This window comes from Bradyrhizobium sp. 164, from assembly GCF_023073715.1.
GTDB lineage: Bacteria > Pseudomonadota > Alphaproteobacteria > Rhizobiales > Xanthobacteraceae > Bradyrhizobium.
In genome coordinates, this window is the sequence record NZ_JADPKA010000095.1 from 1 (window position 1) to 18561 (window position 18561).

Here is an 18561-nt window from a genome sequence, read left to right on the forward strand (position 1 = left end):
GAACTGCTTGATCATCTGGCCGCGGAAGTAATTGAACCAGACGAGGCCACCGACGAGCGCGGCGAGAAGCGCGCCGACGATGATGAACCACAGCACCGGTCGGACCGGACGCTTGGGAGCCTTGTTGTCGATCGGTTGGCCCGAAATCTTGTGTTCGGCTACGATATTCATGTCATGCACTTTCTGCAATCGCCGCCTTGCCGGCATTCGCGGCCTGATTGTGGCCCAGATGCGCAGCAATTGCGGCGTCGTTAAGTCCGATACCTCTCAGGAGAAACTCACAGAGCTGCCGCTCCAGATCGTTTGCCTTGCCGTAAGCGAGACAGGGCGTGGCCGGCAGCCTGGTCATCGCCGCCGTCATCAGCGAATGATGCGCGAACCAGAACAGGTTGAGCGGATCGCCAGTGCACGGCCGTGCGTCCCCTGCGGCAACGGCACGCTCGAGTGAGGCGACGAAGACAGCCCCGATCAGCGTCTCGATCTTGGCATAGAGCAAGCGGGCGAATTCGCCATCATCCAAATGGCTCGTGGCCATCAGTCGCAGGCGCTGCGCCTCCTCCTGGTCGGGACCGTCGGCGATCTGAAGGAAGTGCCGGACCATGCCGCGGATCAGCTCGACCAAGGCAGCCGTCGACGGCTCCCGCTCGAGCAGCTCCATCAATGCTGGTTCCGCCTCGCACTCATCGCTGAGGATCTCGGCATACAGCGCCGCCTTGGAGGGGAAATGCTTGAACAGCAGCGCCTCGGAAATAGCAGCGGCGGCCGCCACGCTCTTGGTCGTGGTGCCGGTATAGCCATGCCGGGCAAAACAGCATTTCGCGGCACGGAGGATCAATTGACGCCTCAGGTCGCTCGTCATACGCAATGAGCTCATGTGAGTGAGCAAGCACTCACCCGCGCAAAAGTCAAGCTAATTGGTGCGACGCAACCTCTGAGACTATCAAAAGGTATTCTGGGGTTCTAAATCGGCCGGAAGCCGAGATCGCCGCGAACCCGGTTGATGATGTAAGTCCCGTTCCGGCTGGGCAAAATCAGCTCAAGGCCAGCGCTGTCAATCTGAACATTGGCAAACCTGAACATTGGCAAACCTGACATTGGCAAACCTGAGCGCGCGCTCTCCTGGGCCCCGACCATGGTGAAATGGTCCTGGTGGCCCTTAAGATAGGCCATGAACACGACGCCGGTCTTGTAGAAGCGCGCGACAGCGGCACCGTCCCCCGAGCACGTCGCCGGCGGCCAATCGCGACAGCGCGTAGGACGCCGCCGGCGCAATCGCGTCGAAGATGCCGAGCAGCGCGTGCGAGAAACCCCGCTCATCCCGGCGATCAGCTCCGCATAATTGAAGTCGTTGCCGGTGTACATCTTGATGCGCTTGTCGAGGCGCCGTCGCATGTCGATCTCGCGCTGCTTGTCAAGCAGCGAGACCTGAACACCATCGACCTTGGCGGCGTTGCCGTTGATGATGGCAACGGCGGTGTCCATCGCCTCGTCGAGATCTTGTGTGCCCCAGTATCCCGTCAATGCCGGATCGAACATGCCGCCGAGCCAGTGGATGATCACGCGCTCTCGAACCTGCGGCAGCACGCGGTCATATACCTTGGCGTAGTCGTCGGCGTCCGGCCGAGTTTTTGCGAGCGCGCGATGCCATCAGAATGATGCGGCCGCCGACCTTCTCGACCGCGGAGATCTGCTCCTCATAGGCGCGGATCACGTCGTCGATGGTCTTGGCATCCTCCACGCAAGACGATCGGTGCCGGCGCCCGAAAACACCAGCGCATTGCGCCGCTTCGCGGCAGACCCCGAGCGCGTGATCAGCTCCAGCGAGGTCGGCCAGTCCAGGTCCATGCCGCGCTGCGCGCTGTCCATGGCCTGGGCGACACCAAGCCCGAGATCCCAGACGTGCTCGCGGAACGCGATGGTCTTGTCCCAATCGACCGCGACCGAGAGCCAGGGATCGTTGTCGCAAAGGCATCGGCGACAATGTGCACGGCCGAGAACGCGATGCAGTTGAGCGGACCTTCGAGCTTTGCGGGGAATTCTCGATCGAACGATCGGCTTTCGGCAGCTTGAGCGACAATGAGGATATCGGCTGGACGGGCCTGTTCATGATTTCGGACCTCTCCCCGTCATTGCGAGGAGCCACCCGGTTCGGCCTTCGGCCGGCCGGACCTAAACTCCGCGACCAAGCAATCCAGACTGTCTCCGCGGAGGCATTCTGGATTGCTTCGCTTCGCTCGCAATGACGGCTCAACAGACATCGACACTTGTGCAATAGACCTCAGGCCTTGATCGGGGCGACGTCGATCCAGCGCCGCTCTTACCAGCTCTTGAGTGCGGATTCGGCGAGCTGCACACGTTTGACGCTTCGAGCAGCGTGAACTTGTAGGGCTCATCCTCGTAGACGTGATGATCCTTGCGCGCGATGTCACGCTCGCGCAGCAGGATCAGCGTCTCACGCGCCGACAGGTTCGCGCGCGCCGCCTCCTCGAGCAGGTTGTCGAGCTGGTCGCGGATGCCGGAGAGCTGCAATCGCACCAGCATGGCCTCGAGCCGATCGATTGGCGCTTCAGTAGCTTTTTTTGTACGCGCCATCAGAAGCTCCCTCCGATCGCTGCTTCGTATTCGGCAAGAGGACGCAACAACGAGGGCAGTGGAGAAGGCGCCGGCACTGTCGGTGTCGCGATTGCCGGTCGGCAGAAGGCGCCAGTGCGACCGGCAACCCCGTCGAGGTGGGCGGAACCGATGATCCGCAGCCGGCGACCTTCCGATTGCTTATGGACCGCAACCTCGCGCATGCCGTGGCGGATGCGCACGTCGCCGGCCGCAACCGTCACCGCCACGCGCTCGCCGATCGATCTTTTCAAGCGAGGTCTGATGCTTTGGCATCGCGGTCTCCGTTCCCGCAAAAAATGGACGCTAAGCCCGACAACATTCATTAAAATAGGAAGAAACATAATTTACACCACTCCGACGCACCGGGGCGGCTATGCTAACGCCTGGACGGAGCGAGGTTCCCGTTGCGGGCTGGCTGATTCCTCGTGGAAACGGCGAACCGTATCTGCCCAACCCGATCTTAGCCGAGACGGCAGACTCGGCGTGCACCTCCCACCACAGGCCAACGGTTCGCGTATCTCGCCCGCGCTGGTGAGGCGCCACGGGGCATCATCCGACGGTGTCTCGCCAGCCGACATGGAGGAACTCCATGAGGATCCAGACGCCGGACGGACCTGGGCAGCGAGTTCAATTTTGAACTCCTTGGATATCGGAGCGGGAGCACTCTATCAGAACTATGCGTTTCTCTGACTGTGCTTTCGACGCGCGATTACGGAGCTCACGCAGACGCGAATGCTTGCTCTGGGAGGCTCGACGCAAGGGGGTGATCGAACCAGCGGAATAAGAAAGACCCAATCAGCGACGGCTCCTTGGGGGCGGACCACCGCGTTTGGGCTGTGCGCTACAATTCGCCGCCACCGGCCAAATTTTATTGATGGACAAGCCGGCGCTCCGCGGCAGCCACTACACATCTGCACGAGAAGCCGCGTGAACCGAGAACGGGTCCGCTATGCACCGGCCCCAGCAACAGACTTACGCCGCCGTCAGTATTTTTACTCCGCTTTGCTTAGCACATCTGCTCTCGACTACGCGCCTCATCGCCAGGAATGCCCTCACGCGCGCCGCGGCACTTCAAGAAATTCATTTTCATTCGACGCTGCCGAGGTCAGCATGAGCGAAGCGTTGCGAGTAATCGCTGCGGCTTGGCTGTAGCGCGGCGCAGAAATTTACGCTAGCTTCTGCTTGCGAGTTTGCAAATGCGTGCCCGCATCCGATCTCTCCGAAGACAACGAGCGACCATTCGACCGCTTGCCCCCTCCCATCGTCAGAGCTGGGATAATCCGGACAATGACGAAATCTGGTTTGAGTTGGCGCGTGCTATCGGACGTCAGCTCGCACGGGATGAACATCACGGTTCGGGGCAGCCGATAGAGGACCGGCATGACGACAGCGTCATCGAAGAAAACGGCCGTACTATACGCCCGTTATTCCAGCGACATGCAAAAGGCGACCTCGATTGACGGTCAGCTATTGCTCTGCCGGAAGGTCGCATTGCGCAACAACCTCGATGTCATCGGCGAGTTTGTGGATGCCGCAAAATCTGGTCTTACCGAAGGTGCGAGGGACGGCTATCAACGTTTGCTCAACGGGGTGCGAAACCAGGACTTTGACGTGGTCGTGGTTGAACATTTCGACCGCTTGTCGCGTGATCCCGCAACCATCCAGCGTCTCAAGCAGGTTTTCGAGTTCAATGGCGTCGAGCTGATGGATCAGAAAGGGGTCTATGCGACCGCCACTGACATCAGCATTGCAAGTCTCTACAATACGATTTACAAGCCGCAGCTCGCCGAAAAGGTTCGGCGCGGCCACGACAACGCTGTTGCCAACGGAAGAATTCCTGGCTCATACGCCTATGGTTATCGACCGAGGCCGGGCGCGCCGGGCGAACGCGTGATCGATGAGAACGAAGCAAAGATTGTGCTCCGCATCTTCACCGAATATGCAGCGGGCCGCTCGACCCGAACTATCGCCGCTGATCTCACCCGCGAAGGCGTGCCCTCACCCGGTGCAACTCGTCACAAGAACAAGGCTGGTCGTACCACCTGGAATCATCAGTGCATCACAGGCGGTCGGCATGGTCGCGGCATTATCGGCAACGATCTATATATCGGCGAGATACATTGGAACGTTCGCTCGACAATTCTCAACCCGGAGACCCAGAAGAAACAGAAGCGCCGCAATCCAGAAGAGCGCCACATCATAGTCAAAAAGCCGGAGCTACGGATCGTTCCGCAAGTGCTCTGGAATCGAGCGCAGGAGGTTCGTAGCGCGCGCGCCGTATCTATGTTCGGACCGACTGGCAAGCCGCGGCGTCGCGCCGTGATCCCGCGCAACAATGAGCATCCGCTTGCCGGTGTGCTCCGGTGCGGCGTCTGCAATGGCCACATGCGAATCGCTCAATCCTCGCGTAACGGTGCACCGCGCGCGGCATGCGCGAGCGCGCATCAGCGGGGCACCTGCGAGCACACCCGCAGCTTCGACATGGACGTTCTGCTCGAGGATGCCTCCGACAAAATCCAATTGAAATTGCTTTCGCCGAAAGCCATTGAAGAGGCGATGTGTGCCTGGAAGGAGGAGCGCAAAAACGATCGGAACAAGGGCAGCGAACACGCTAAGCTAGAGCGTCGACGCCGCGTGTTGACTACCGAGATCGAACGCCTGTCATATGCCATCGCAAATAGCCGTCGGAAGCCGGACGAGTTGCTCAAGCGGATCGATGAGTGCGACGTGGAGCGGGAAAGCGTTGAAGAGCGCTTGCGGCTGCTGGGCGGTGGCGGCGAAAATGTCATCGGCTTCGATCACTCGAAATTCAGTGACGGATACCGTTCGGAGGTTAGAAGGCTGGTCACCGCGCTCAAGACAAATCCCAAGGCGATCGAAACTCGCGTCGCTTTCCGCAACTTGATTGAATGCATAGTAGTGCATCCGGTTCCCAAGCGGATGCCCTACGAATATACCCCCTACCTGAACAGCTCCGCGCTTTACGGCAAGAAGCTTTTCCCTGAAAACCGTAGCAAGGAGCGAGAAATCAGCACGTTTGCTTACTACGACAATGGCAAGTCAGGGAAATCCGTGTCCTCGTAATAGACGCGGACCTGCATGTGGTGGCGGCCGTCGCGGATCTCGCCGTCGAGATGAGCTGTCACGTCGCGAGCCTCTTGGCTTGTCGATAACCAGCCCGTTTTGCGCAAAAACCGCCGGCCGCGCAAGCCGAGCTAGGATACAACCGGCCGCCTCGTCCCACCCAGCGTCACCTCGACGATCTCAGGCGGCACGCCGACGCGGAGCGGCATGATGCTGCAACCGAGGCCGCCGGAGATGATCACGTCGCATTTCAGTCGGACATGGCCATAGGCGAGCCGTATGCCATGCTGCGGCGGGACCGCCGGCGACCAGCCAAGCAGGCGCACCTGACCGCCATGGGTATGGCCGGACAGTTGCAGCGCGACGCGCGCCGGGACGCGCGGCGCGATGTTAGGCTCATGCGCGAGCAGGATGATCGGCGCGTCATCCGTGACCTTGGCGAGCGTGGCGTTGAGATCGTCGGCACCGAAGTGCACCATGCTGCGGAAGCGTCGCGCCGGCAGGAAGGCGAGCTGATCGCCGAGACCCGCAAGCCAGAACGGGCGGCCGTCCTTGGTGAGACGCACGACATCGTTCTCGTAGACGGGTATACCGGCCGCTTCCAGCGCCCGATGCGCGATGGTTGGGCCATACCCGGCCCGTTGCACGGTCTTGTCGTCCCAATAATCGTGGTTGCCCATGACGGCGTGAACGCCGAGCGGCGCCCTGAGGCCGCCCAGCACTCTGGCCCATTCGCTCGACGGGATGGTACGGGTGACCTGGTGCAGGCCGGCGACATAGTCGCCGAGCAGCACGATGAGGTCGGCATTCAGCGCGTTGGTGCGGTCGACGATGGCCTCGATCCGCTCCAGCGGCATCCAGGGATCGCAGGCATGGATGTCGGCGATGACGGCGATTTTCAGCGGAAGATCCGTCGGCCATTGCCGCGGCGTCGGATGATAGCGGGTAACGCGGAGCCGCAGCATCGGCTCGACGCCGACACCGTAGGCCGCGGTCGAGGCGCCGAGGGCGGACAGGGCGCCGATGGAACGGATGAAATGACGGCGAGTGATCATGGACGCTCGATGGTGATGCTGGTTCTCGATGCGACCCGATTGGAGCGGAATTGGGGTGCGCTCGTGCAGACCGTCTGCATCTCCGTGCAGGGACCTGCACAAGATTACCGGAAATTCATGAGAACTGGAGCACTTTGCACTTGCGCAAATCAGTCGTCGCTCTCGTCCGAGCCGAACAGGCCGAACTGGGCCGCGTCGCGCGAGGGCTCGGCGAGACCGAGATGACGGAAGGCGTGCGAGGTGAGCAGGCGGCCGCGCGGGGTGCGCTGGAGATAGCCGCACTGGATCAGATAGGGCTCGATGATGTCCTCGATCGCATCGCGCGGCTCGGACAAAGCGGCGGCCATGGTCTCGACGCCGACCGGGCCGCCGCCATAGTTCTGCGCGATGGTCGTGAGGTAGCGGCGGTCCATGGCATCGAGGCCTGCGGCATCGACCTCGAGCGCGCTGAGTGCGTGGTCGGCGATCTTGCGGTCGATCTTGTCGGCATCGGCCGCCGAGGCGAAGTCGCGGACCCGGCGGAGCAGACGGCCCGCGATGCGCGGTGTGCCGCGGGCGCGGCGCGCGATCTCGTTGGCGCCATCGGCGGTCATGCCGACATTGAGCACGCGCGCGCCGCGGCTGACGATGCTTTCCAGTTCTTCAATGGTGTAGAAATTGAGCCGCACCGGAATGCCGAAGCGGTCGCGCAGCGGATTGGTCAGCAGGCCAGCGCGCGTGGTAGCGCCGACGAGGGTGAATTTCGACAGCTCGATCTTCACCGAGCGCGCCGCCGGGCCCTCGCCGATGATGAGGTCGAGCTGAAAGTCCTCCATCGCGGGATAGAGCACCTCTTCCACCGCCGGACTGAGGCGATGGATTTCGTCGATGAAGAGCACGTCGCGCTCTTCGAGGTTGGTGAGGAGAGCGGCGAGATCGCCGGCCTTGGCGATCACCGGCCCCGATGTGGCACGAAAGCCGACGCCCAGCTCCTTCGCCACGATCTGCGCCAGCGTGGTCTTGCCGAGACCCGGGGGACCCACGAACAGCACGTGATCCAGCGCCTCGCCGCGCTTGCGCGCCGCCTCGATGAAGATCGAGAGGTTCTTGCGCGCCTGCTGCTGGCCGACGAAGTCGGACAGCGATTGCGGGCGCAGCGCGGTGTCGCCGACATCATCGCTGCGGCGCTCGGGCGAGACCATGCGATTGGCCTTGGGATCGCTCACTTCGCGAGTTCCTTCAGGCCGAGGCGGATGAGCTGCGCGGTCTCGGCATTCTCGCCCGCACTACGCGAAGCCGACGCAATCGCCGCGGCGGCCTGCGGTTGGCCGTAGCCGAGATTGACCAGTGCGGAGATCGCATCCGCCACGGGGCGCGGCGCGCGCTGGTCGTCGACGGCGCCGGCGAGATGCACCACGGCCGGATCGACATTGGCAAAGGCCGGCGCCTTGTCCTTCAGTTCGGTGACGATGCGCTCGGCGACCTTGGGGCCGACGCCGGGCGTGCGCGCGACCGCCGCCTTGTCGCGGAGCGCGATGGCATTGGCGAGGTCAGCCGGCGACAAGGTGCCGAGCACGGCGAGCGCGACCTTGGCGCCGACGCCCTGCACGGTCTGGAGCAGGCGAAACCATTCACGCTCCTGGTCAGTGCGAAAGCCGAACAGTTTGATCTGGTCCTCGCGGACATAAGTCTCGATCGACAGCACGGCCGCTTCGCCCGGCGACGGCAGATGCTGCAACGTGCGTGACGAGCAATGCACCTGATAGCCAACGCCGCCGACGTCGAGGATGACGAAATCCTCGCCGTAAGTATCGATCAGCCCCTTGAGCTTGCCGATCATATCCCCACGACCTTCAGCCTGAGCGCGGTGCTCTGGCGGTGATGAGCGTGGGTGATGGCGATGGCGAGCGCGTCGGCGGCATCCGCCGACGGCGGCTCGGCCTTGGGCAGCAAAATCTTGAGCATCATCGCGATCTGTTGCTTGTCGGCGTGACCGGCGCCGACCACCGTCTTCTTGACCTGGTTCGGCGCATATTCGGCGACAACGATGCCGAACATTGCGGGCGCCAGCATGGCAACGCCGCGGGCCTGGCCGAGCTTCAGTGTCGCAACGCCGTCCTTGTTGACAAAGGTCTGCTCGACCGCGGCTTCCATCGGCCGGTGATCGGACAGAACGGCCGCGAGCCCCTCATGGATCGCAAGCAGCCGGCTCGCCAACGGCAAGTCGTCCGGCGGTTCCACCGAGCCGCAGGCGACGTAGATCAGACGGTTGCCCTCAGCCTCGATCACGCCCCAGCCGGTGCGGCGCAGGCCGGGGTCGATGCCGATGATGCGAACGGGGCCGCGAATCGGGAGCGCAGTCATGGGCCAGTGATAGCGGCTGGCCGCCCGAAGCGAAACAGAAACAGAACGGAAGTAACAGGGGAAGTGGGATACCGCGGGGCGCACCGCCGCTCAGCACACATTCCGGTGTCATACCCGCGAAGGCGGGTATCCAGTATGCCGCGGCTTATCGGTATTGTTCGAACGTCTCTGGAATACTGGGTCGCCCGGTCAAGCCGGGCGACGACAGCGGAGGGTTGAGGGCCTAGCCGCCCATCTTCGCCATCAGCGCGTCCGACACCTCGAAATTGGCGTAGACGTTCTGGACGTCGTCGTGCTCATTCAGCATGTCCATCAATTTGAGCAGCTTCTCGCCGGTCTCGTCGTCGACCGACACCGTGTTCTGCGGCTTCCAGATCAGCGCGGCCTTGCGCGGCTCACCGAACTTGGCTTCCAGCGCCTTGGCGACGTCGCGATAGCTTTCGGTCGAGGCGTAGATCTCGTGTCCGCCCTCGCCGGAGATCACGTCGTCGGCGCCGGCCTCGATTGCCGCGTCCAGCACGGCATCGTCAGACGCGACGCTGCGATCGTATTCGATGATGCCGGTACGGTCGAACATGAAGGAGACCGAGCCGGTTTCGCCGAGATTGCCGCCGGACTTGGTGAAGAAGGAGCGGATATCGGACGCGGCGCGGTTGCGGTTGTCAGTCAGCGCCTCGACGATGACGGCGACGCCGCCGGGGCCGTAGCCCTCGTAGCGGATCTCGTCATAATTCTCGCCCTCGCTGCCGAGCGCCTTCTTGATGGCGCGCTCGATATTGTCCTTCGGCATGTTCTCCTGGCGCGCGGCGATCACGGCGGCGCGCAGGCGCGGGTTCATGGCGGGGTCGGGTGTACCCAGCTTGGCCGCGACGGTGATTTCCCGCGCCAGCTTGCCGAACAGCTTCGACTTCTGGGCATCCTGCCGCCCCTTGCGGTGCATGATGTTCTTGAATTGGGAATGTCCGGCCATGCGTGGTCTCTTGAAGGGTCTTGGGATCGTTCGCCGATGGGTGGGAGGCGCGGCCTTATAGGCCGCCAACCCACCGGAATCAAAGGGATCTGCTGCTCTAAGGTAGCACTGTAAAGGTAGCCGCCGTAATGGCCTCTGCCTAGGTCTCAGGCATCGTTAACCCTGACTTCATTTCAGCCTGCGAAAATAGCGTCCGACCGTCCCCCGACCAGAGAGACCCGATGGCGTTCGGACTATTTCGGAAGCGTCTGCCGGACATGGCTGCGCCTGCGGCAGCCCCGCAGGCTGCGCAACCGGTGGCTCATTCCGAGCCCGCCGGGACCGCCGATGGCGACTCGGCCCGCGAGATCCTGGAACTGCTGGAACTCGAGCTCGGCGCGATGATCCGGCAGCTCGAGCGCGCCGCCAATTCGGTGGCCGGCGGCGCCGAGGCGACCGCGGCAACCCTTGCCGCCATTCGCGACCGCACCGACGCCCTGACCGGCCGCACCAACGCGGCGCAATCGACCGCCTCGACCTTCGCCCATGCCGCCGACAAGTTCACGCAGTCCGCACTGGGAATCGGAGCGCAGGTTCGCGAGGCAGGCAAGCTCGCCGACGAGGCCAGCGCCGCCGCGCAGGAAGCCCGCGCCAATGTCGATCGCCTGCGCGAGTCCTCCGCCGCCATCGGCAATGTCGTCAATCTGATCGCGCAGATCGCACGGCAGACGACGCTGCTCGCGCTCAACTCGACCATCGAGGCCGCGCGCGCCGGCGCGGCCGGCAAAGGCTTTGCAGTTGTCGCGACGGAAGTGAAGGCGCTCGCAGTGCAGACCCAGGGCGCGACCGAAGAGATCACCAAAAAGATCGATGCACTCCAGCGCGACGCCGCCGGCTCTGCGGATGCCGTGCACCGCATCTCGCAGGCGATCGAGGCGATCCGCCCGGTGTTCGAGACCGTCAACGGCGCCGTCGCCGAGCAGAACGCCACCACCAGCGAAGTCTCCGGCAACGCTGCCAGCGCCTCAGACTTCATCGTCTCGGTCGGCGAGAGCGCGGCCGAGATCGATGCAGCCACCAAAGCGGCCGAGACCCATGGCGAGAACGTCGCCAGCGCCGGCCGCGCCGTTACTACCTTCGCGCAAAAGCTGAAGTCGCGTTGCGCCGTGCTGCTCCGCCAGAGCGAGCACGATGACCGCCGCAAGACCGAGCGCTTGCCCTGCCATCTCAAGTTCGAAACCGCGCGCGGCGTGATGCCAGTCTACGAGATCGCGATGGACGGCGTGCTGATCGGCGGCGCGGACGCAGGCCGGCTTGCGCCGCAAGCGCTGGTCGAAGGCACCCTCGAGAACGTCGGCGCCTGCCGCCTGCGCGTGGTCGAGCAATCCAAAGCCGGCGCCCGCGCGCAATTCGTCGGCCCCAATGCCGAGCTCCGCGAGAAGATCGAGGACAGGCTGTGGTCGATCCATGAGGAGAACACGGAGTTCGTCACCCGTGCCATGGAAGCCGGCAACGCCCTGACGAAGATATTCGAGCAGGCGGTCGCGCGCGGCGAGGTCAAGATCGACGACCTTTTCGACACCGACTATGTAGAAATTGCGGGCACCGATCCGCAGCAATATCGCACAAGTTATCTGGACTGGGCCGACCGCGCGCTACCGCCGTTCCAGGAGGCATTCCTGGCAAAGGACCAGCGCATGGCGTTCTGCGCCATGGTTGATCGCAACGGCTTCCTGCCGGTGCACAACAAGATCTATTCGCATCCGCAGCGGCCGGGCGAGGTGGCCTGGAACACTGCCAACAGCCGCAACCGGCGGATATTCAACGATCCGGCGGGGCTCGCCGCCGCGCGCAACCTGCGCTCGTACCTGGTCCAGAGCTATGCGCGCGACATGGGCAACGGAAACACCGTGATGATGCGGGAGATCGACGTCCCCATCCGGGTGCAGGGCCGGCACTGGGGCGGATTCAGGACGGCCTACAAATTGTAGTGCACACTCAGGCAAGACGGCAGGCGCGAATCATCCTTTAAAGCTGAAGCTGGAATGGGAATGCCGCCGTGAGCCGGCGAACGGCTCTCCTTGAGGACTCATCGCACATGTCCGCCGTACAACTTGCAGTCATGGACACCGGCTCCAACCGGACGCTGGCCGAACGGCTCATCGACCAACTCGCCGATCGCATCGGCGGCCTCGGCGTGGAACTCGCCGACATCGCCGGCAATGTCCAGGAAGTCGCAAGCCGCGTCGCCAACCAGTCGGAACGGTTTCACCACCTCCAGAAGACGGCCGAGACGATGGTCTCGGCCAACCACGAAATCGCCAACGCATCTCAGGCAGTGCAAACGACGTCGTCCGCCGCGGCCGACGAGATCGCGCAGTCGCGCAGCGCAGTCGATACCGCCGTCAGCCACATCTCCGAGCTCGTCGCCGCGGTGGAGCGGATCGAGGCGCGATTGAGCGCCGTCGGCTCGGCGCTGGCCCAGGTCGCAAAGGTCTCCGGCTCGATCGAGGCGATCGCCAAGCAGACCAATCTGCTCGCGCTGAACGCAACGATCGAAGCCGCGCGCGCCGGCAATGCCGGCCGCGGCTTCGCCGTGGTCGCGAGCGAGGTGAAGAACCTCGCCGAAGCCACTCGCCAGGCCACACATCAGATCTCCGACACCGTGCGCGATCTCGACGGCCAGATCGAAGGCCTAATCGGCGAGAGCAGCGACGCTTCGCAGCGTGCCAAGACTGCCGGCGAAGGCGCCCAGCAGATCTCCAGCATCATCTCGCGCGTCCAGCAGGGTTTCGCCTCAGTGGAGGCGGAGATCGGCAGCGTCACGCGAGCTGCGACCTCCAACCTCGGGCATTGCGACACCGTGATCGGCGAGCTCAACGAGCTTGCCAAGGGCGTCGATCTGTCCTCGCGCGATCTCAGGAGTGCCGACCAACGGATCGCAAAACTGCTCGACACCTCGGAAGGCCTGATCGCGCTGATCGCCGACAGCGGCGTGGCGACGTCGGACGCGCCGCTGATCCGCGTGGTCATCGAAACCGCCAAGCGAATCTCCGCCGAGTTCGAAGCCGCGGTCGATCGCGGCGATATCACGCTCGACCAGCTCATGGACGAGAAGTACCGCGAAATTCCCGGCACCGATCCGAAACAATTCCTCACCAATTACGTCGAGTTCACCGACCGCGTCCTGCCCGCGATCCAGGATCCGATTCAGAAATCCGATCCCCGTATCGTGTTCTGCGTCGCCTGGGCGAGGGGCGGCTATCTGCCGACCCACAATCCGAACTACCGTCTGCCGCAGGGCAAGGACCCGGTCTGGAATAACGCCAATTGCCGCAACCGCCGCCTGTTCACCGATCGCGCGGTGAAGAAGGTCGCGGCCAACACCAAACCGTTCCTGCTCCAGACCTACCGCCGCGACATGGGCGGCGGGCAGTTCGTGCTGATGAAGGATCTGTCCTCGCCGATCATGGTCCGCGGCGAGCACTGGGGCGCCTTCCGGATGGGTTTTCGCCAGAGCTGAGGGCCCGCAAGGCGCCTTGCGCGACGGCACTCCGGTGCCCTCAAAACAAAAATTGAAAAACAACCCATGCACAGTAGCCGGGGCCAGCGAAATCAAAGGCTTACGCGGGCAGGCCCGAAGAAGCCGCGACGCGGTTGACGCGTCGGGCAAAACAGGGGCATAATGCGATTATTCCGAAATCGCGCATTTGCGCTTATGCTGCCTCGTGGGAGCGGGCCGCGTAGCCGGCTGCGACCCCATTCGTCTCGCGCGGAGAGCCCTGACACGCTCGCACATGACGTTAATGCTAACGTTGCGCAGGGCAAGCGGAGAAGATCCTGCAGTCAGGCGGAAGCCGAATTGCTCTGAGTTACAAGCCGAGCGCGATCTCGGCCCATTTCAACATGCGGTCGCTATTGAGGAACGCCAGCACCGCCGGTTCCAGTGACGCGGGCGCGCCCGATCCAACCAAAGCCGTGGCGGCCACCATGTCGCACCGCTGATTGAAGGCGAGTGAGAGCGCGTTGCGATTTCCCTCGACGCGATAGGGCCGGCTGCGGCCGCGCATCGGACCGACGATGATCTCTCGACCGGCACCGATCGGCGTTGCCTTGCCAATCAGCGCCAGGTCGCCCATTTTTTCGAGGTCGTCATCGTCGGCGACGCCGGTGGCGCAATTGCAAAACCCGAGCTTGGCGCGAACGTAGAGCTGGACCTCGCCGCCGCAATCCTCGGCCTTGCAGCGGAATGCCTTTCCTTTCCCCCAGGGATCTGCGCCGAAAGGCCAGTCGGTTTCTGACCACACCGGGCGGACCTCGCCGAGTGCCGCTGTAGCACGTGCCGGTTCGCCGGATCGCAATGTCCAGAGCGCAGCGACTGCGCAGAGCAGTGCTGCGGCTGCGCCGATCGCCATGAATTTGCCTGTCAGGCGCATGGAAGCTGCCACGGCACTTTTGCTAATTCTGAGCCAAGAACTTTCGTGCAGCCGCGAGGTCCTCCCGCGATGTGTCGCCATCGCGCGCCATGTCCACGACTTTCCCGTAGTACTGGCGCGCCTTCACGGCGTCGCCCGCTTTCTCGGCGGCGTGAGCGGCGCCGATCGTCGCACCAAAGCGGTTCGGCTCCTTGCGCATGGTGCTTTCGAATGCGGCCAATGCGTCCGTCGCCATGCCGCGCTCGAGCAGCATGGTCCCGTAAAGCTCGCGTGCCGGGGCAAGCGGTCCCGGCGTCACGATGGATTTTTCGGTCTTGTCTTCGGCGTCGGCGGCAAGGCGCATCGCCTCCAACGCGTCTGCCTGTTTTCCCTGGGCATTGAGCTGCCAGGCTGTGGCGACCTGCCGCTGAATGTCGACGATCTCGGCCCAATACGCATCCTTGTCCTGCTGCAGCTTGTCCCGCAGCTCCGCCAGCTTGGCGATGTCCGCCGTTGCTGCGTCTGCATTGCCGGAGCGCGCGGCGCCAAGGGCGCGGGCGAAATGGGTGATCGCATCGACATAGCCAAACCGGCTCGGCTCAACCTTCAGCGCGGCGGCGCCCTGCCAATCGCCGCGCTCGACCATATAGCGCGCCTGGCTGGCCGCTATCGCGTAGGGACCGGCGCGGACGGCCGGCGCATAGCCCGTGGTCGCAACCATGTCCGCAATGACGTCGCGAGCTCGGCTGTCCTGCGCAAGCTGGAGCAGGGCGTAGACCATATAGTCGTCGGCATGCAGCTGCTCGCTGGGGTCCTTGCCCTCCTTGGCAGCCTTGGCGGAACGGCTGTTGGCCTCGATGGATTCGTTCCAGTAGCCGACGCGTGTGAAGATGTGCGACGGCATATGCAAAGCGTGCGGCGCCGCCGGCGCGATCTCGGAATAGCGCTTGGCAGCGTCGAGACCTTGCTCGGCGATCGCCGGATAGTCGTAGAGGTGGATCAGGTAATGCGCGACGCCGGGATGCCGCGGTTGCCGCTTGAAGATCGGCTCCAGGATGGCCGCGCCCTTGAGCTGGTTAGCATAGGTCTTGTCGTTTGGTGACGCCGTCACATTCAGCGTAATGGCGTAGGCGATCTGCGCCTCGTCATCATCGGGATAGCGCGCGGCGACGGCTTCGGTTGCCTTGAGATAGGCCTGCGCGCGTTGACCAAACGTCGTCTTTTCGTCGCCCGAATAGAAGGCCAGCAGCGCATCGATATAGTCGCGTTCGCGTTCGCTCTTGGCGCCGAGTGCCTTGGCCTTCTGCAGCGCGGCGAGGCCCTCGGTGAGGTTTTCCTTCGGCGCGGGAAAATGCGGATTATACAGCAGGCTGAGGGCAATGCCCCAATAGGCGATCGCGCATTCCGGATCGGCCTGCAACGTCTCCTCGAAAATCTCTTTCGCGGGCCGGTACCAGAACGAGTGCTGATAGCGCATCCCGCGGTCAAAGCGGCGCTGCGCCAATTCGTTGCAGGACGTCTGGAAGTGAACCTTGCCAAACTGCTCGTCGGTCCCGTCCTCCGCGCGTGCGGCAGGCGTGGCAGAGATCGAGCCCAGGATAGTGAGGGTAAGAAGAGAGACGGTTCTCAAGGCGAGCGCGCGCATCGGCCCCTCCGTTTCTATTCAGAAAATTGAGTCGGATAGCGCCGATAAAGTCCGAGGCGCCGAAGTTCGCAGTGCTGAAATTGGCGATGGCAATTGCGTTGTAAGGATTTGCCCATTCGCGAGGCGTGTCAATAGGAGCGGACAAATTTGCATTAGGGAAGCACGCCTGTCAGGCTCCGTGATCGAAATCGTAAGGCGGATGGCGAAGCGTAGCCGCCATTTCACGGACGCCGATCTGCCGCCGGAATATTGGCAGACGCTCCTCGACGATCCACGCGCTGAGGCCTGGTCACTGCGGAGTCACGCTGCGGCTGAGCCAAACTCCTCAACCATTTCCCGGGCGATCTGCCAATCTGGCAGCCCACCAGCTTCGAGTTCGTGATCAACCTCAAAGTAGCGATGTCACTTGATCTTGAAGTCCCACCGGGGGACCTAGGGTGAGGTGCGCCAACGCGCCGCCATCACGAGCAGAGCAGGCTAATACGAAATGGAGCGCAAGTTTAAGTGTACACGCCCTAGCTCAACCAGAACTTCGGCGTCGTCGGCTCCAGCCTGCCTCCTAGCCGCACCGGCGAGATCCGCAGCGCGAGCCCCGTTGCATCATCGGTCTCCACTGCTACGCCGCTGAGCGTCGCCATTCCAGCGGCGGGCTCGAACCGGCCCGACGGAATCCCCGAGGTGAACCGGCGCAGCGGCTCTTCCTTCTGCATGCCGATGATTGAATCGTAATCCCCGGTCATGCCGGCATCGGTCATGTAGGCGGTGCCGCCTGACAGGATCTGATGGTCGGCGGTCGGCACATGCGTATGCGTGCCGACGACGAGGCTGGCGCGGCCGTCACAAAAGAAGCCGATGCCCTGCTTCTCGCTGCTCGCCTCGCAATGGAAGTCGACGATGATGGCATCGGCCGCGACGCCGAGCGGGCAGGCGCCGAGCTCGCGCTCCAGCGCCGCGAACGGATCGTCGAACGGGGTCATGAAGACGCGCCCCAAAGCGTTGACGACGAGCGCATGCTTGCCGTTCTTGGCCTCGACCAGCGCAGCGCCGCGGCCCGGCGTGCCGCGCGGATAGTTCGCCGGCCGCACCAGGCGCTCGGCGCGCTCGATGAAAACCAAGGCTTCACGCTGGTCCCAGGAATGATTGCCGAGCGTTACCGCGTCGGCGCCGGCATCGAGGAATTCCTGGTAGATCGCTTCCGTGATGCCGAAGCCGCCGGCGGCATTCTCGCCGTTGACGACGACCAAGTCGAGCGACCAGTCCTTGACCATGCCAGGCAGATGATCAGCAATCGCCGTGCGTCCGGCGCGGCCGACGACGTCACCCACGAAGAGAATGCGCAACTTCAGAACTCCGGAAATCGAACACGTCCGATTCCGTTAGCACATAATCCAGCGCGACGTCGTGCGATAGTGCAGGAACCGCCTCGATCTCCTGCGCCGCAAAGGCAAGCCCGATCCCGACGATATTCTTGGCTTTCCGCAAATGCGCGAAGGTGAAATCGTAATGCCCCGCACCATAGCCGATGCGATGGCCAAGACGGTCGAAGGCGGCGAGCGGCGTCAGCATGATGTCGGGGATGACTTCGCTGGCGGCCGGCGACGGCTCGGGAATGCCGAGCGGGCCGAGCATGAGGCGGTCGCTCGGATGAAAGAGACGGAAGATCAACGACTGGCCGCGCGCGGTGACGCAAGGCAGCGCCAGCTTCGCGCCTTGCTCGGCGAGCTTTCGCATGAGCGGCATCGGATCGATCTCGCTGCGGATCGGCGAATAGCCGGAGACAATGCTGCCGGGCAGCAGCTTGAACGGCAGTCCGCGCTCCGCGAGCTTCGCGGCGGCGTTGGTGCGCTTCTTCTCGCTCAGCGCGTCGCGCTTGCTGAGCGCTTTGGCGCGGAGTTCGGCTTTGGAGCTGGACATGCGCGTTTTCCCCCGAGGGCGAAGTCTTGCTCCGCCGTCATCGCCCGCGCAGGCGGGCGATCCAGTATTCCAGAGACGCCAGTGCTTGAACCTCAACGCCGCGGCGTACTGGATGCCCGGCCTGCGCGGGGCATGATACCGAGAATGACTGAACCGCAAGCGCGTCGGGGACGCAATTCGACAAACACGACCAGAAGAAACAGTGCGAAGCCGCGGACGCCGTTGAAGCACTCGATCCCGGAGTTCCCTACGAAAGTAGGTGGGCACCATATGTCCGGGCCCACGGGCCCGGCCAGGGACAGTTCCCTAAAGGATCGATAAGGCCCCGGGGATATATGGCTCCTGACGCACGTCGCAGCCTCGCTTGCGCAATGTAACAACGATATTGACGAACCGCCAGCCCGGCGAGAGTGCGGAGCTTCGGTGCAGCCACGGCGGAAGTGCGCTCCCTCCCCCGCTTGCGGGGGAGGGTTGGGGAGAGGGTGTCTCCACAGGCGAGACTCCCCAAGAGGTGAGAGCCCTCACCCGCGCCTCCGGCGCGAC

At 63.4% G+C, this 18561-nt stretch carries 17 protein-coding genes, 1 other RNA gene and 3 pseudogenes; 3 read left to right on the forward strand and 18 right to left on the reverse strand.

The features are described 5' to 3' along the window. From IVB01_RS28475 to IVB01_RS28500, 7 genes and pseudogenes are all read right to left on the reverse strand, one after another. A pseudogene (locus tag IVB01_RS28475) lies at positions 1–171 on the reverse strand (efflux transporter periplasmic adaptor subunit); the annotation flags it as partial. Position 172: 1 nt separating this feature from the next. Continuing rightward, positions 173–874: a TetR/AcrR family transcriptional regulator gene (locus tag IVB01_RS28480; protein WP_247335034.1), complete on the reverse strand. Its 702-nt coding sequence runs from the start codon at positions 872–874 to the stop codon at positions 173–175. Between the two features lie 86 nt (positions 875–960). Next, on the reverse strand, positions 961–1170 hold the full coding sequence (locus IVB01_RS28485) for a DUF993 family protein (protein ID WP_247495116.1): 210 nt from the start codon (positions 1168–1170) through the stop codon (positions 961–963). Further along, positions 1157–1294 (reverse strand): DUF993 family protein, encoded by a 138-nt coding sequence (locus tag IVB01_RS35775; RefSeq protein WP_346657761.1) that lies wholly within the window; start codon positions 1292–1294, stop codon positions 1157–1159. The genes IVB01_RS28485 and IVB01_RS35775 overlap by 14 nt, the downstream gene beginning before the upstream one ends. Positions 1295–1374: 80 nt before the next feature. After that, a pseudogene (locus IVB01_RS28490) lies at positions 1375–2052 on the reverse strand (DUF993 family protein); the annotation flags it as partial. Positions 2053–2247: 195 nt separating this feature from the next. Then, positions 2248–2592, reverse strand: a complete 345-nt coding sequence (locus tag IVB01_RS28495; RefSeq protein ID WP_247335031.1) for a hypothetical protein — start codon at positions 2590–2592, stop codon at positions 2248–2250. Further along, positions 2592–2840, reverse strand: a complete 249-nt coding sequence (locus tag IVB01_RS28500; protein WP_247356640.1) for a hypothetical protein — start codon at positions 2838–2840, stop codon at positions 2592–2594. The genes IVB01_RS28495 and IVB01_RS28500 overlap by 1 nt, the downstream gene beginning before the upstream one ends. A gap of 1153 nt (positions 2841–3993) precedes the next feature. Between IVB01_RS28500 and IVB01_RS28505 the strand changes: the two genes are divergently transcribed. After that, on the forward strand, positions 3994–5697 hold the full coding sequence (locus tag IVB01_RS28505) for a recombinase family protein (RefSeq protein WP_247278108.1): 1704 nt from the start codon (positions 3994–3996) through the stop codon (positions 5695–5697). Here IVB01_RS28505 and IVB01_RS35780 read toward each other — a convergent pair. From IVB01_RS35780 to IVB01_RS28535, 6 genes and pseudogenes are all read right to left on the reverse strand, one after another. Continuing rightward, a pseudogene (locus IVB01_RS35780) lies at positions 5679–5759 on the reverse strand (acyl-CoA thioester hydrolase); the annotation flags it as partial. The gene IVB01_RS28505 and the pseudogene IVB01_RS35780 sit on opposite strands and share 19 nt — an antisense overlap. Before the next feature lie 69 nt (positions 5760–5828). Continuing rightward, positions 5829–6752, reverse strand: coding sequence for a metallophosphoesterase (locus IVB01_RS28515; RefSeq protein WP_247278107.1), 924 nt, complete (start codon positions 6750–6752; stop codon positions 5829–5831). Positions 6753–6901: 149 nt separating this feature from the next. Then, positions 6902–7933, reverse strand: coding sequence for a Holliday junction branch migration DNA helicase RuvB (ruvB, locus tag IVB01_RS28520; RefSeq protein ID WP_247278114.1), 1032 nt, complete (start codon positions 7931–7933; stop codon positions 6902–6904). 20 nt (positions 7934–7953) lie between these two features. Next, positions 7954–8571, reverse strand: coding sequence for a Holliday junction branch migration protein RuvA (gene ruvA, locus IVB01_RS28525; protein WP_247278106.1), 618 nt, complete (start codon positions 8569–8571; stop codon positions 7954–7956). Then, on the reverse strand, positions 8568–9095 hold the full coding sequence (ruvC, locus tag IVB01_RS28530; protein WP_247278105.1) for a crossover junction endodeoxyribonuclease RuvC: 528 nt from the start codon (positions 9093–9095) through the stop codon (positions 8568–8570). Before ruvC ends, ruvA begins: the two co-directional genes overlap by 4 nt. A 223-nt stretch (positions 9096–9318) precedes the next feature. Further along, positions 9319–10065 carry a YebC/PmpR family DNA-binding transcriptional regulator gene (locus tag IVB01_RS28535; RefSeq protein ID WP_247278104.1) on the reverse strand — a complete coding sequence of 249 codons (747 nt, stop codon included), beginning with the start codon at positions 10063–10065 and terminating at the stop codon, positions 9319–9321. A 221-nt stretch (positions 10066–10286) separates the two neighbouring features. Between IVB01_RS28535 and IVB01_RS28540 the strand changes: the two genes are divergently transcribed. Both IVB01_RS28540 and IVB01_RS28545 read left to right on the forward strand, forming a co-directional pair. Further along, positions 10287–12035 (forward strand): methyl-accepting chemotaxis protein, encoded by a 1749-nt coding sequence (locus IVB01_RS28540; RefSeq protein ID WP_247278103.1) that lies wholly within the window; start codon positions 10287–10289, stop codon positions 12033–12035. Between the two features lie 107 nt (positions 12036–12142). Beyond that, a complete protein-coding gene (locus IVB01_RS28545; RefSeq protein WP_247278102.1) occupies positions 12143–13567 on the forward strand; it encodes a methyl-accepting chemotaxis protein in 1425 nt (474 codons plus the stop codon). Positions 13568–13916: 349 nt separating this feature from the next. Here IVB01_RS28545 and IVB01_RS28550 read toward each other — a convergent pair whose 3' ends face one another. The 5 genes from IVB01_RS28550 to ssrS all read right to left on the reverse strand — a co-directional run bounded on the left by IVB01_RS28550 (position 13917) and on the right by ssrS (position 18382). After that, complete coding sequence (locus IVB01_RS28550; RefSeq protein WP_247278101.1) at positions 13917–14480, reverse strand: hypothetical protein; 564 nt, start codon at positions 14478–14480, stop codon at positions 13917–13919. A gap of 22 nt (positions 14481–14502) precedes the next feature. Beyond that, positions 14503–16104 (reverse strand): hypothetical protein, encoded by a 1602-nt coding sequence (locus tag IVB01_RS28555; RefSeq protein ID WP_247278100.1) that lies wholly within the window; start codon positions 16102–16104, stop codon positions 14503–14505. Between the two features lie 515 nt (positions 16105–16619). Further along, positions 16620–17444, reverse strand: coding sequence for a TIGR00282 family metallophosphoesterase (locus IVB01_RS28560; protein WP_247278099.1), 825 nt, complete (start codon positions 17442–17444; stop codon positions 16620–16622). Then, the gene (locus tag IVB01_RS28565; protein WP_247278098.1) at positions 17422–18018 is read right to left on the reverse strand and encodes a 5-formyltetrahydrofolate cyclo-ligase; all 597 of its coding nucleotides are present in this window, start codon (positions 18016–18018) and stop codon (positions 17422–17424) included. The genes IVB01_RS28560 and IVB01_RS28565 overlap by 23 nt, the downstream gene beginning before the upstream one ends. Positions 18019–18221: 203 nt before the next feature. Beyond that, positions 18222–18382, reverse strand: a non-coding RNA gene (ssrS, locus tag IVB01_RS28570) — 6S RNA. Between the last annotated feature and the right edge of the window lie 179 nt (positions 18383–18561).

Bases quoted from the DNA above. Each gene is read 5' to 3' on its own strand.
- IVB01_RS28555 (WP_247278100.1), bottom strand. From the start codon at position 16,104: ATGCGCGCGCTCGCCTTGAGAACCGTCTCTCTTCTTACCCTCACTATC.
- IVB01_RS28540 (WP_247278103.1), top strand. From the start codon at position 10,287: ATGGCGTTCGGACTATTTCGGAAGCGTCTGCCGGACATGGCTGCGCCT.
- ruvB (WP_247278114.1), bottom strand. From the start codon at position 7,933: ATGGTCTCGCCCGAGCGCCGCAGCGATGATGTCGGCGACACCGCGCTG.
- IVB01_RS28550 (WP_247278101.1), bottom strand. From the start codon at position 14,480: ATGCGCCTGACAGGCAAATTCATGGCGATCGGCGCAGCCGCAGCACTG.
- IVB01_RS28480 (WP_247335034.1), bottom strand. From the start codon at position 874: ATGAGCTCATTGCGTATGACGAGCGACCTGAGGCGTCAATTGATCCTC.
- IVB01_RS28515 (WP_247278107.1), bottom strand. From the start codon at position 6,752: ATGATCACTCGCCGTCATTTCATCCGTTCCATCGGCGCCCTGTCCGCC.
- IVB01_RS28485 (WP_247495116.1), bottom strand. From the start codon at position 1,170: ATGGCCTATCTTAAGGGCCACCAGGACCATTTCACCATGGTCGGGGCC.
- ruvC (WP_247278105.1), bottom strand. From the start codon at position 9,095: ATGACTGCGCTCCCGATTCGCGGCCCCGTTCGCATCATCGGCATCGAC.
- IVB01_RS28505 (WP_247278108.1), top strand. From the start codon at position 3,994: ATGACGACAGCGTCATCGAAGAAAACGGCCGTACTATACGCCCGTTAT.
- ruvA (WP_247278106.1), bottom strand. From the start codon at position 8,571: ATGATCGGCAAGCTCAAGGGGCTGATCGATACTTACGGCGAGGATTTC.
- IVB01_RS28495 (WP_247335031.1), bottom strand. From the start codon at position 2,592: ATGGCGCGTACAAAAAAAGCTACTGAAGCGCCAATCGATCGGCTCGAG.
- IVB01_RS28535 (WP_247278104.1), bottom strand. From the start codon at position 10,065: ATGGCCGGACATTCCCAATTCAAGAACATCATGCACCGCAAGGGGCGG.
- IVB01_RS28565 (WP_247278098.1), bottom strand. From the start codon at position 18,018: ATGTCCAGCTCCAAAGCCGAACTCCGCGCCAAAGCGCTCAGCAAGCGC.
- IVB01_RS28545 (WP_247278102.1), top strand. From the start codon at position 12,143: ATGTCCGCCGTACAACTTGCAGTCATGGACACCGGCTCCAACCGGACG.